The organism is Pseudarthrobacter sp. lyk4-40-TYG-27 (assembly GCF_030209295.1).
GTDB lineage: Bacteria > Actinomycetota > Actinomycetes > Actinomycetales > Micrococcaceae > Arthrobacter.
On sequence record NZ_JARVSH010000001.1, the window covers coordinates 259,518 to 272,254 of the forward strand.

Below are 12,737 nucleotides of genomic sequence, written 5' to 3' on the forward strand. Positions count from 1 at the left end.
GCAGCGGGGGACCCGCTGATGCCCAGCGTTCTTCCCCTTGGCGACCCGGCGCCGTCGGACGGCCTGCTGCCTGCTCAGGCAGCGGACGGTGCGGCGGCCCGGGCTTTCGGCTTGTACGTCCACATCCCGTTCTGTGCCGTGCGCTGCGGGTACTGCGACTTCAACACGTACACGGCCACGGAACTCGGCGGCGGAGCTTCCCAGGATGCCTATGCGGGCACGGCCGTCTCGGAAGTGGGGCTGGCCGCGCGGGTACTGCAGCGTTCAGGCGTCCCGGCACGCAAGCTCAGCACCGTTTTCTTCGGCGGCGGCACGCCTACGCTCCTGCCGGCCGGCGACCTCGCCATGATTCTTCGTGCCGCCATCGACCAGTGGGGAATCGAAGAGGACGCGGAAGTCACCACCGAGGCCAATCCCGACTCGGTCACGCCCGAATCCCTCGCCATCCTCAAGGAAGCCGGTTTCACCCGGGTGTCGTTCGGCATGCAATCCGCCGTCCCGCACGTCTTGAAGGTCCTGGACCGCACCCACACCCCGAGCCGGGTTCCGCAGGTGGTCCGGTGGGCCCGGGAGGCGGGACTTGCCGTCAGCCTGGACCTGATTTACGGTACGCCCGGTGAATCCCTGGCCGACTGGCGGTACTCCCTTGAAACAGCCTTGTCGTACGAGCCCGACCACATCAGCGCCTATGCGCTGATCGTCGAGGAAGGCACCAAGCTCGCCGCACAGATGCGGCGCGGCGAGGTCCCGGGAATCGACGACGACGACCACGCCGACAAGTACGAGCTCGCCGACCAGCTGATCACCGAAGCCGGGCTGGGCTGGTACGAGGTCAGCAATTGGGCCCGGACCCCGGACCAGGCCTGCCGGCACAACCTGGCCTACTGGCGGGGCGACGACTGGTGGGGGATAGGGCCTGGCGCCCACTCACACGTGGGCGGCGTGCGCTGGTGGAACGTCAAGCACCCTGTGGCCTACGCCAACCGGCTCGCGCAGGGCTATTCGCCGGCTGCGGGCCGCGAAACCCTGGATTCGGACACCAGGCGACTGGAGCGGGTGATGCTTGAGGCGCGGCTGCAGTCAGGGCTCGACGTCTCGACGCTCAGCACCTTGGGCCGCCATGAGGTGGCGGCCCTGATCGCGGACGAACTGGTGGAACCGGCCGCGGCGTTCCACGGACGGCTGGTCCTCACCCTGAAGGGCCGGCTCCTGGCGGACGCCGTGGTCCGTAGGATCCTGCCCGACTAACCGCAGCACGAACCCGGCGGGGCTTGTGGGGGCTTGATTGCGCTGGGAGCCGCTGGGTGGGCCCACAGCGGCGAGGGCCCCGGCCTGAGCTTGCGAGGGCTGGGAGCCGCTGGGGACTATTTGATCCAGCGCAGGTTGTACGGGTAGCGGTGCGGCTGGCCCCGGTTGACGTGGATCCCTGCGGCCACCGAGAAGCAGGTCAGCGCCACCCAGATCAGCGTGGCGATCACGGCGAAGATGTTGCCCACGTAGGGAATGAACACCAGGATGTTGGCCAGGACCGCGGCGATGGTGGGCGTCAGGCTGAAGTTCAGCGCTTCCTTCGACTCCTGCGCGGTGAACGGTCCGCGGTCCCGGAAGATCAGGTAGATCAGCAGGGACGGAATGCACCCCAGGATCCCGCCGAAGTGGGCCAGCGTGGCCCATTGGCGGTCTTCGCTGGCCGTGAGCGGCAGCGCATTGGCGGGGACGCCATGGTACTCGGAACGGCCTTGGCCATCCCTGTGATCACGTGCGTTTTCTGCCACAGTCTGTTTTCCTTCTGGGGTGCAAGTGGTGCTGACGACTAATAAGGACTCGGTGACATGCTGTGAAAAGCAAGGCATCGCAGTATCCAGAATACTGGGTCGCGGGGCGGGAGCGGCTTTCAGGGCACGGTGAGGAAGTCGATCACTTCCTCAACCCGCCCCAGCAGCGACGGTTCCAGGTCGGCGTACGTGCGGACGGCGCCGAGGAGCTTTTGCCACCCCAGCCCGATATCTTCCTTGGTGGAGTGCGGCCAGCCAAAGGCCTTCAGGATGCCGGTCTTCCAGTCCTGGCCGCGGGGAATCGCCGGCCATTGCTGGATGCCCAGCACCGCGGGGCGGATGGCCTGCCACACATCCACGTAGGGGTGGCCGACGATCAGGACATTTCCGGCGGCACCAGGGGAGGCCATCACAGCCTCGGCGATGCGCGATTCCTTTGAATCGGGCACCAGGTGGTCCACGAGGACCCCGAGGCGGCGCCCAGGTCCCGGCCTGAAGTCCGCCACGGCGGCCGTGAGGTCGTCGATGCCGTGCAGGGGTTCGACGACGATGCCTTCCACCCGAAGGTCGTCTCCCCACACCTTCTCCACCAGTTCAGCGTCATGCTTGCCTTCCACCCAGATCCGGCTCGCCTTTGCGACCTGGGCGCGCTGCCCTGCCACCCGAACCGACCCGGACGCGGTCCGCCCTGCGGCGGGACCGGCCCCAGCGCGGGCGGGCGCCGGCGGCATCAGGCGGATCGGCTGTCCCTCCAGGAGGAAGCCGAAGCCCAGCCGGAAGGACCGCGACTTTCCGCGCCGGTCCTCGAGGGCAACCACGTGCATTCCGCCGGACTTCTCCACCCGGGTGACAGCCCCAACCCAGCCGGACTGGACTTCCTCAAGCACCATGCCGCGCTCCACGGGAACCTCCGGCAGTTCGGTCCGGGCAGGGGCGGAAATCCCGCGGGGGCCCCAGTTCTGGTAGTCCATGGATTCGATCCGCCTCGCATTAGGTCCTCACCCCCGGAGTTTCGCCCGGAGCGGTACCAATGCTAACAACGGGCCGAGGCATAATAGACTGTTAGCACTGAGGCATGTCGAGTGCTAACCCCTGGGCGGCACCGGACGGGGCACGCGCCCCGGACCGTGGATGGAGGTGGAGAGTGAGCGAGCCACGCAAACTGGAAGTGCTGCGGGCGATCGTGGAGGACTACGTCCACTCCCGCGAGCCGGTCGGCTCAAAAGCGCTGGTGGAGCGCCATCATCTCGGTGTGTCCAGCGCCACGATCCGCAACGACATGGCGGCGCTGGAGGATGAGGGCCTGATCACCGCGCCGCACACCAGCGCAGGGCGGATACCCACGGACAAGGGCTACCGCCTGTTCGTGGACCAGATCTCGGCGGTCAAGCCCCTGTCGGCCGCAGAGCGGCGGGCCATCCAATCACTCCTGGAAGGAGCGGACGACCTCGACGACGTCCTGGATCGCACGGTCCGCCTCCTGTCCCAGCTGACCAACCAGGTGGCAGTGGTCCAGTACCCGCACTTGAGCAGGGCCCTGGTCCGCCACATCGAATTCGTGCTGCTGGCACCGCGCAAAGTACTCGTGGTGCTGATTGCCAACAGCGGCAAAGTCGAGCAGCGCGTGATCGACGTCGGCCAGGACTTGGGTGACGAGGCGCTGGCGGAGTTGCGGACCCGGTTCCTCGGGGCCTTGGGCGGCACGTCGCTGAGCCACCTCGCCCAGGCCTTGCCCGCCGTCGTCGCCGCCGCGCCGCACCCTCAGCGCCAGGCCGCGCACGCACTCGCGCTTGGGCTGGAGGTTTTGGCCCAGAGCAGCCGGGAAGACCGGATGGTCATGGCCGGAACGGCCAACCTGGCCCGGTCCAACGTAGACTTTCCACTCAGCATCGGCCCGGTGCTCGAAGCACTCGAGGAGCAGGTGGTGATGCTGCGGTTGCTGAGCGAAATGGCACAGGACCACCGCGGCGTGGCCGTCAGCATCGGACGGGAGAACCCTTACGACGGCCTCGCGGAGGCATCGGTGGTGGCCACAGGCTACGGCCCTGACAGCGCCGCGAAGGTAGGGATCCTTGGCCCCACACGGATGGACTACCCCACCACCATGGCCGCCGTCAGGGCCGTGGCCCGCTACCTTTCCAGGATTTTGGGGCCCTGATCCTCCGTTGCCGGACCACGTCCGGCAACGGGACCGGACACCGGGCCCAACGGCACGCAGTACAACAAGGAAGAGATACGAACTTTGAGCAGCCACTATGACGTCCTTGGAGTCTCCCCCGAAGCTACGGGCGAAGAGATCAAAAAGGCCTACCGCAAACTGGCCCGCACCCTCCACCCGGACGTAAACCCCGGGGCGGACGCGTCGGAACGCTTCAAGGCAGTCACTCACGCCTACGAGGTCCTCTCCGACCCCCAGAAGCGCCGCATCTACGACACCACCGGCAATGAGAACGGAACGGACAACGGCTTCGGCGGTGCGGGCTACGCGGGCCAAGGGTTCGCGTTCCAGGACATCTTCGACACCTTCTTCGGCGCCGGCGGCACGTCCGGTCCGGCGTCCCGGGTGCGCAGGGGCCAGGACGCGCTCATCAGCGTCCGGATCGACCTCCGCGACGCCGTCTTTGGCGTCAACAAGAAGCTCGAAGTGGACACCGCCGTCGTCTGCCCCACCTGCGACGGATCGTGCTGCCGCCCCGGCACACACCCCGAGCGCTGCGATATCTGCGGCGGCAGCGGCCAGGTCCAGCGTGCCGTCCGCTCCATTCTTGGCCAGGTCATGACGGCGGCCCCCTGCGGCACCTGCGAAGGCTTCGGCACGGTCATCAAGGATCCCTGCAACGAATGCAGCGGCCAGGGCCGCATCCGCAGCCGCCGCTCACTGACCATCAAGGTTCCTGCCGGTGTTGCCACCGGAACCCGCATCCAGCTCTCCGGGCAAGGCGAAGCCGGCCCCGCCGGTGGCCCCGCAGGCGACCTCTACGTGGAGATCCGGGTCAACAACGACGCCACCTATGTCCGCGAAGGCGATGACCTGCACGCCACTTTGCACATCCCCATGACAGCGGCTGCCCTCGGCACGGACGTCAGCCTGGAAACCTTCGACGGCAGCCAGGAGATCGACGTCAAGCCCGGCACCCAGTCCGGCGAGGTCATTACCCTCCGCGGTCTGGGCGTCACCCACCTGAGGGGCTACGGGCGCGGAGACCTGAAGGTCCACCTCCAAGTGGACACTCCCGCCAAACTCGACGCCGCGCAAGAGGACCTGCTGCGCCAGCTGGCCAAGCTCCGTGGGGAACAGATCACCGAGGGTAAGCTCGCTGCCAGCGGCGGGATGTTCGCCAAGCTCCGGGACCGGCTCGGTAACCTGTAGCGGTGAGCAACCCCGTATTCTTTGCCAGCCCCGGCTCGCTGGACGGCCTGGCGCCCGGCCAGGTCTTTGTCCTGGAAGGCCCTGAAGCCCGGCACGCAGTCACCGTGAAGCGCTTGTCGCCGGGGGAGGCCGTGGACATCGTGGACGGCGCCGGCGCCCGCATGACCGGCAAGGTGGCATCAGCATCGTCCTCCGCGCTGGAAGTGGAGTGCGGGACCGTGGTGGCCGAAGACAGGCCCGAGGTCCGGCTGGTGCTGGCGCAAGCGCTGGCCAAGGGCGACAGGGACGAACTGGCCATTGAGACGGCAACGGAACTGGGCATCGATGCCGTCATACCCTGGCAGTCGGAACGGTCCATCGTCCGCTGGAAGGGGGACCGGGCCGCCAAGGCCCATGCCAAGTGGCAGTCGGCCGTTGCCGCTGCCGCCAAGCAGGCCCGCCGCGCCTGGATTCCCGAGGTACGGGACGCCGTTGAAACGTCCGGGCTCTGCAACGCCGTGGCCGCCGCGGACCTGGCCGTGATCTTGCACGAAGACGCTGTCAGGCCCCTGCGCACCGTCCTGGAAGGATGGCAGGGGAGCGCGGGCACCGGGCCCCGCGAGATCCTGCTGATTGTTGGCCCCGAAGGCGGCATCAGTCCCCGCGAGGTGACGAAGCTCTGTGACAACGGCGCGGTGACGGCCCTGCTGGGGCACCACGTCCTGCGGTCCTCCACTGCCGGCCCGGCCGCCGTCGTGCTGGCCAGCGATATCCTGGGACGCTGGGCTACCGCACCCTAAAGGACCGGGTGTCCTCGTTCCGGTCCGGTTCTCCACCGGATCCGGCCTGCGCCACGTGGAGTTCATAGTCACCGGCCGGCAGGTTAAGGGCCAGTGTGAAGACCCCCGCCTGGCCCTGCTCCGCGGCCGCCGTCGTTTCGCCGCTCAGGAAAGGCGTCTTGCCGCCACCGTTGTCCGCAACCTGCAGGATTTGCCAGTGGAGCTTGGCTCCCGGCGACGTGCTGCGGCCCGTGATCTTCACGGTTCCTGCCGGGACTTCGGTATTTTCCTGCGGATCAATGATCCAGACCGGCGCCACCAGGCCGGCAGCACGGGTCATCAGGGCGCCCAGCTGGACCTTCCCGAAAGCGACGTAGTCGGTGTGCCCGTCCACGAGGATCCGGACCCGGACCTGCTGGCTGGTGTCGATCAGCCCCGAACTGGCGGCCGCCGCGGTGGCCGTATAAATCAGTTGCTGGATGGCGCGGGCAGCCATGTCGGCGTCGAGGTTGCTGTTGAACGCGTCAGCCGAAACGTCCACCGTAATGACGTCTTTGCCTGAAATCGAGGTGGCCAACTTATCCGGATTCTGCCATGGCGTGAAGAAATCGGGGTCGAGCGGCTTCTCCGACATCATGGCCCGCAACGCACGCGTTACCGGGTTGTCCTGCTCCGGGACATCGCGGAATTCGCGGTACAGGAAAATGTTGCCGCCGCTGCGGCCGATCCAATACACGGGCGCCTTGTTGGAGGATTGGGTGGTCTCCAGCGGAGCGCTGGTGGACGGTGCGTCCGGCATGGTCCCGCCGGACGCCGGGACCGAGGCGAGGGTGCCGGTGGGCGATGGGCCGCCCTCAGCGGTGCAGCCTGCCAGTATGGGAACGAGCACCAGGACGCCTGCCAGGACCGCCGGGCGCAAGGGGCCCATCGTTCGGCCTGCCCTTTTGGGCACAGAGGTATCCGGCACTGTCCTGCCCTTGTCCTTTCGTGGCGTGGCGGGCCGATCCCCTGACGGCCTGGAGTCCCAGCAGTTGCTGGATTTCCAGCATTGCACAGCGGTGCAGCCCAGCAGCGGTTCTGTGGCCCTCACGCCCCAACTGCAACGGGAACGATATGAGGCCGATATGAAGTTGATACCAAACGGCCGCGCCTGTGTGATGGGCAGCAGCCCGCCGTGCCCGCAGACGCCTGCTGCTGGCGTAAGATGATGGGATCGCTGGGCAAGGAGCACCGTGCAACGGGCGCCCCTTTCCGGCACGGAAAATTGGATTGAAGAACTTCGAGGGGACCACAGGCCTGCGGGCCAGCACCATGACTGAATCAGCGAATGGTAAGCGCCGGCTCAACACAGGCGACGGCAGCCCGGGGGAGTTTCCCCACTCACTGCCGGGCACCAGGACCGAAGTTGTCCTGTTTGAGAATTCGGACCAGATGGTTCAATCACTTGGCAGCCACGATGAGGCGTTGCGGTTCATCGAAGTCCAGTTCCCGGACGTCAACTTCCACGTGCGCGGCAACGAGCTCTCCATCAGCGGTCCGGCCAGCGACGTCCCCCGGATCATGCGGCTCCTCCAGGAGGTCCGTGGCCTCGTGGCCCGCGGCACGGTGATCACCCCTGCTGTGCTGCAGCAGCTCGTGGCGCTCCTGCGCACCCAGTCACTGCAGAACCCGGTGGACGTCCTCACCCATGACATCCTCTCCAGCCGCGGCAGGACCATCCGGCCCAAAACGCTGAACCAGAAGAACTACGTCGACGCGATCGACGCCAATACGGTGATTTTCGGGATCGGGCCCGCAGGCACCGGCAAGACCTACCTGGCCATGGCCAAAGCCGTCCAGGCCCTGCAGCAAAAAGAGGTCAGCCGCATCATCCTCACCCGCCCTGCGGTGGAGGCAGGGGAACGCCTTGGCTTCTTGCCCGGAACGCTGAGCGACAAGATCGATCCATACCTTCGGCCGCTTTACGATGCGTTGCACGACATGATGGATCCCGAGTCCATCCCTCGGCTGATGGCCGCCGGGACCATCGAGGTGGCACCACTGGCTTACATGCGCGGCCGGACACTCAACGACGCCTTTATCATCCTCGACGAGGCGCAAAACACCACGCCGGAACAGATGAAGATGTTCCTCACCCGTCTCGGGTTCGGCTCCAAGATGGTGGTCACCGGAGACGTCACCCAGGTGGACCTGCCGTTTGGAACGCGTTCGGGGCTGCGGATCGTGGAGGAAATCCTGCAGGGCATCGAGGACGTGAACTTCTCCGTCCTTGACGCCGCGGACGTGGTCCGTCACCGCTTGGTCGGCGACATCGTCAACGCCTACAGCGTCTGGGACGAAGCCCAGCGGAACCGCGTCAAGCACTCAGTCAACAGGGAAAAGCGGGGGGAACACGCGTGAGCATCGAGGTGAACAACGAGTCCGGCGTCCACGTCGAAGAAGCCGAACTCGTTGCATTATCGCGGTACATCTTTGAACAGCTCTACATCCATCCCCAGGCCGAGCTGTCCATCCTCCTGGTGGACGAACCGGCCATGGAAAAGCTGCACATTGAACTGATGGACGAACCCGGCGCCACGGATGTGCTCTCGGTCCCCATGGACGAACTCACGCCCGGAACCCCGGGTCGGCCGACGCCCCAGGGCATGCTGGGCGATATCGCAATTTGCCCGCAGGTGGCGAAGGTCCAGGCCAGGAACGCCGGCCACTCGCTGCAGGACGAAATGCTGCTCCTGACCACCCACGGAATCCTCCACCTGCTGGGCTACGACCATGCGGAACCGGAGGAAAAAGCGGAGATGTTCGGCCTGCAGCGCGAACTCCTGACCGGATTCACCGGCAAAGAAGCACCCGCCGAGACGACCCAGTGACGCAACTGCTCCTCGTCGCGGTGGCACTGGTCTTCCTTGCCGTCGCGGCCCTGCTGACAGCGGCCGAAGCCGCCTTCAGTTTCCTTCCCCGGCACGACGCGGAAGCGGCACTGCACAAAAGCCGCGGCACGGCCATGCGCCGCATCCTCGCGGAGCCGGTGGCACACACCCGGGCCCTCCGGTTCTGGCGTGTCTGGTTCGAGATGGCCTCGGCCGTGGCAGTGGCCGTCCTGGTGGCCAGCCTCCTGGACAACGTCTGGCTGGCAGGCCTCGTAGCCACCGGCATCATGGCCGTTCTCGGGTTCGTGATCGTAGGTGTCTCACCCCGACAGCTCGGGAGACTGCACTCCACGACCGTGGTGCGGTTCACCGCCCCGATGGTCCGTTTCCTCACCAGTGTGCTGGGCCCCATTCCCGGCTGGCTCGTGGCCCTCGGCAGTTCCGCTGCCCCGGGAGCACCGGGCGGGGACGACGCATTCTTCAGTGAGCAGGAATTCCGTGAGCTCTTGGACCGGGCCAGTGAATCGGACATGATCGAGGACACCGAGGCGGAGATGATCCAGTCGGTCTTCGACTTCGGCGACACCCTGGTCAGGGCCGTGATGGTGCCGCGGACCGACATCGTCAGCATCGACGCCGGTTCCAGCCTTCACCAGGCGATGTCACTGTTCCTCCGCTCCGGATATTCACGGATCCCGGTGATCAGCGAAAACACCGACCACATCCTGGGCATCATCTACCTCAAGGACGTCGCAGCGGTCATCCACCAGCTGGAAACCGGTGAGGAGCCACCCGTCGTTGAGGCGTTGGCCCGGGAAGTGCGCTACGTGCCAGAGTCCAAACCCGTCAGTGACCTCCTGCGCGAATTGCAGAAGGAATCCACCCACGTGGCAATCGTGATCGACGAGTACGGCGGTACCGCAGGCCTGGTCACGCTGGAAGACCTGATCGAGGAAATCGTCGGCGAGATCGTGGACGAATACGACACCGAAAGTGCCGAGGCTGTGGCGCTGGGTGACGGCTCCTACCGGGTCAGCGCCAGGATGGGCATCGACGATCTCGGCGAACTTTTCGACCTGGAGCTCGACGACGACGAGGTGGACACCGTCGGTGGCTTGCTGGCCAAGGCACTTGGCCGGGTCCCGATCGTGGGCAGCAGCGTGGAAGTACAGGGAGTGTCCCTTCGCGCTGAGCGGCTGGAAGGCCGGCGCAACAGGGTCAGCCACATCATTGCGGCGCCCGTACCAAGAGTAGAGACTGACTTTGAAGGCCTCCTGGAAGAGGCCGAAACAACCCAGCAGGGAGTTCCACGTGAGCAAGAAAAATAAGGACGCGGCGCCGGACGATTTCGGCGGCTTCCGCGCAGGGTTTTCGATCCTCGTCGGCAGGCCGAACGCCGGCAAGTCCACCCTGACCAACGCGCTGGTGGGCAAGAAGGTGGCCATCACCTCGGCCAAACCGCAGACCACGCGGCACACCATCAGGGGCATCGTCCACCGTGAAGACGCCCAGCTGATCCTTGTGGACACCCCTGGACTGCACCGGCCACGCACGCTGCTGGGCAAGCGCCTCAACGACCTCGTCGCCGACACCCTGTCCGAAGTTGACGCCATCGGATTCTGCCTGCCGGCCAACGAGAAGATCGGACCCGGTGACAAGTTCATCGCCACACAGCTTGCCGCCGTCGGACGCAAACCCGTCATCGCCATCGTCACCAAAGCTGACCTGGTGGACAAGCAGGCTCTGACTGAGCAGCTCCTCGCCGTTGCGGCCCTGGGCCGCGAGGTGATGGGGGAGGACGGCTGGAAAGACATCGTGCCCGTCTCAGCCGCTGACGGTTTCCAGGTGGAAACCGTGGCCGACGTGCTGATCAGCCACATGCCGCCGTCGCCTCCGCTGTACCCGGACGGTGAGCTCACGGACGAGCCCGAGGCCGTCATGGTGGCCGAACTGATCCGCGAAGCGGCGCTGGAAGGCGTCCGGGATGAGCTTCCCCACTCCCTGGCTGTCGTCGTCGAGGAGATCGTCCCCCGGGAAGACCGTCCCGATGACAACCCGCTGCTGGACGTCCGGGTCAACCTTTACGTGGAACGGCCCTCGCAGAAGGCCATCATTATCGGCAAGGGCGGCAGCCGATTGCGTGAAGTGGGCACCAACGCCCGAAAGGGTATCGAAGCGCTCCTGGGAACCCGCATCTACCTCGACCTCCATGTCAAGGTAGCCAAGGACTGGCAGCGCGACCCGAAGCAACTGGTCAAACTGGGTTTCTGAGCAGCCCCCAGGGCGCCCAATGGAGCCGTCCTGCCGCATCTCCAGACTGGACCACTAAAATGGACCGGACTTTGTACTAAGAGGAAGGTTCACCACGTGGGTCGAGGCCGCGACGAACGCGACAACGAGGCTGACCTCTCAGCCGGACCGGGACCGGTATCCCGGCACGCGGACGGCGGTGCCACAGGGGCGGCGCGCCACCTGGGGCCGCTGCGCACCATGCCCCTCTGGCTGAAGATCCTCACCGGCGTGGTGGCCGCAGTCCTGGTGGGCGGGATCGCTTTTGCCGGCTTCTGGTTCTTCCGGCTGCAGGGCAACATTTCCAAGGCCCCACTGAACGCCGGCGGTGGCAGTACCGAATCGCCTGCCAATGATGCCACAGGCCGGATGCAGATCCTGATTCTCGGCTCGGACACCCGGGACGGGAAGAACTCCCAGTACGGGTCCGCGGACGATTCCACCGGCTATGGCAAGTCGGACGTGATGATGCTGATGGACATTTCCGAGGACAACAAGCGCGTCAACGTCATCAGCTTCCCGCGTGACCTCCTGGTCGACATCCCGCAGTGCACCGACCAGAAGACCAAAAAGGTCTACCCTGCCCGCAGTGGCGTGATGATCAATGAGGCCATGGGTGAGGCCGGCATCGGATGTGCCGTGGATACCGTCAACAAACTCACCGGCATGCAGGTGGACCACTTTATGATGGCCGACTTCAACGCCGTCAAGGAACTCTCCAACGCCGTCGGTGGCGTGGAGGTATGCATCAGCGACGCCGTCTTCGACCCCGACTCGGGGCTTCGCCTCCCCGCCGGGACATCGTCCGTCCAGGGCGAGATGGCCCTTTCCTACCTCCGGACCCGGCACGCGTTCGCCGACGGCGGCGATCTGGGCCGGATCAAGGCCCAGCAGGGGTTCCTGTCGTCGCTGACCCGCAAGATCAAGGACGAGGGGACGCTGTCCGACCCCGCCAGGATGCTCAAGATCGCTGACGTCGTCACCCAGAACCTGACAGTGGACGATGGCCTGGCCTCCGTTCCGGCCCTCCTCACCATCGGCAACCGGTTGAAGAACATCGACATCGGCAAGGTTGCGTTCGTGGCCGTGCCCACCACGCCGGCACCCACCGACCCCAACCGCCTGGTGATCGCCGAACCTGCGGGCGCCCAGCTTTTCTCCGCGCTCCGGAAGAACGTCGACCTGACCGACCCGACGGCACCCACCACCACAGCACCGGCCCCTGGCGAGTCTGCCACGCCAACGCCCTCGCCGACGGAGACAGCGGCGCCGGTACCCCCGTACAACAAGGCGATCCAGCCCGTCACCGTTGCCAATGGCAGTGGCGTCCCCGGCAGGGCGCAGGAACTTGTGCAGGCCCTGGTCAGCGGCGGCTTCGCCGCAACGTCGCAGTTCCAGGCACAGCCGGTGGCCAAGACGGCCGTTTACTACGGCCCCAACTTCGCCGACGTGGCCACCGACGTCGCCGCCCTGCTGGGCATTCCAGCCGAACAGGTAATTCCGCTGCCGGCCATCCAGGGCGTCCAGGTGTACGTGGGCAGTGACTTCACCACCGGCACTGCCTTCGGTTCCGGCGCGCCCGCGCTGCCGTCTGACATCGTCAACCAGACCGCAGGGGACAAGGTCTGCCAGCAGGCCAACCCTGCACTGATCGTCCGTCAGTAGCAGGCAGCGC

At 66.1% G+C, this 12,737-nt stretch carries 12 protein-coding genes; 9 read left to right on the plus strand and 3 right to left on the minus strand.

Annotation, left to right across the window (positions count from 1 at the left end; translation table 11 throughout):
- Positions 1-18 precede the first annotated feature (18 nt).
- Positions 19-1,248, plus strand: coding sequence for a radical SAM family heme chaperone HemW (gene hemW / locus QRM96_RS01235; protein WP_285318048.1), 1,230 nt, complete (start codon positions 19-21; stop codon positions 1,246-1,248).
- 116 nt (positions 1,249-1,364) lie between these two features.
- Here the strand turns inward: hemW and QRM96_RS01240 are convergent, their stop codons facing one another.
- Both QRM96_RS01240 and QRM96_RS01245 read right to left on the minus strand, forming a co-directional pair.
- Positions 1,365-1,775, minus strand: coding sequence for a DUF4870 domain-containing protein (locus tag QRM96_RS01240; protein WP_285318049.1), 411 nt, complete (start codon positions 1,773-1,775; stop codon positions 1,365-1,367).
- Positions 1,776-1,894: 119 nt separating this feature from the next.
- The gene (locus QRM96_RS01245; protein WP_018761395.1) at positions 1,895-2,746 is read right to left on the minus strand and encodes a DUF3097 domain-containing protein; all 852 of its coding nucleotides are present in this window, start codon (positions 2,744-2,746) and stop codon (positions 1,895-1,897) included.
- Between the two features lie 173 nt (positions 2,747-2,919).
- Between QRM96_RS01245 and hrcA the strand changes: the two genes are divergently transcribed.
- The 3 genes from hrcA to QRM96_RS01260 all read left to right on the plus strand — a co-directional run bounded on the left by hrcA (position 2,920) and on the right by QRM96_RS01260 (position 5,924).
- Positions 2,920-3,933, plus strand: a complete 1,014-nt coding sequence (hrcA, locus tag QRM96_RS01250) for a heat-inducible transcriptional repressor HrcA (RefSeq protein ID WP_109044563.1) — start codon at positions 2,920-2,922, stop codon at positions 3,931-3,933.
- A gap of 84 nt (positions 3,934-4,017) precedes the next feature.
- A complete protein-coding gene (gene dnaJ, locus QRM96_RS01255) occupies positions 4,018-5,145 on the plus strand; it encodes a molecular chaperone DnaJ (RefSeq protein ID WP_109044564.1) in 1,128 nt (375 codons plus the stop codon).
- Positions 5,146-5,147: 2 nt separating this feature from the next.
- Positions 5,148-5,924, plus strand: coding sequence for a 16S rRNA (uracil(1498)-N(3))-methyltransferase (locus tag QRM96_RS01260; protein ID WP_018761392.1), 777 nt, complete (start codon positions 5,148-5,150; stop codon positions 5,922-5,924).
- Here QRM96_RS01260 and QRM96_RS01265 read toward each other — a convergent pair.
- Positions 5,911-6,831, minus strand: a complete 921-nt coding sequence (locus QRM96_RS01265; protein WP_285318050.1) for a GerMN domain-containing protein — start codon at positions 6,829-6,831, stop codon at positions 5,911-5,913. The genes QRM96_RS01260 and QRM96_RS01265 overlap by 14 nt on opposite strands.
- A gap of 383 nt (positions 6,832-7,214) precedes the next feature.
- Between QRM96_RS01265 and QRM96_RS01270 the strand changes: the two genes are divergently transcribed.
- The 5 genes from QRM96_RS01270 (at position 7,215) to QRM96_RS01290 (ending at position 12,727) form a co-directional block, all read left to right on the plus strand.
- Positions 7,215-8,303, plus strand: a complete 1,089-nt coding sequence (locus tag QRM96_RS01270) for a PhoH family protein (RefSeq protein WP_026264475.1) — start codon at positions 7,215-7,217, stop codon at positions 8,301-8,303.
- Complete coding sequence (gene ybeY / locus QRM96_RS01275) at positions 8,300-8,773, plus strand: rRNA maturation RNase YbeY (RefSeq protein ID WP_285318052.1); 474 nt, start codon at positions 8,300-8,302, stop codon at positions 8,771-8,773. The genes QRM96_RS01270 and ybeY overlap by 4 nt, the downstream gene beginning before the upstream one ends.
- Positions 8,770-10,101, plus strand: a complete 1,332-nt coding sequence (locus QRM96_RS01280) for a hemolysin family protein (protein WP_018761388.1) — start codon at positions 8,770-8,772, stop codon at positions 10,099-10,101. The genes ybeY and QRM96_RS01280 overlap by 4 nt, the downstream gene beginning before the upstream one ends.
- Positions 10,085-11,044: a GTPase Era gene (era, locus tag QRM96_RS01285; protein ID WP_018761387.1), complete on the plus strand. Its 960-nt coding sequence runs from the start codon at positions 10,085-10,087 to the stop codon at positions 11,042-11,044. The genes QRM96_RS01280 and era overlap by 17 nt, the downstream gene beginning before the upstream one ends.
- A gap of 96 nt (positions 11,045-11,140) precedes the next feature.
- Positions 11,141-12,727: an LCP family protein gene (locus QRM96_RS01290; RefSeq protein ID WP_285318053.1), complete on the plus strand. Its 1,587-nt coding sequence runs from the start codon at positions 11,141-11,143 to the stop codon at positions 12,725-12,727.
- The last annotated feature ends 10 nt before the right edge of the window (positions 12,728-12,737 follow it).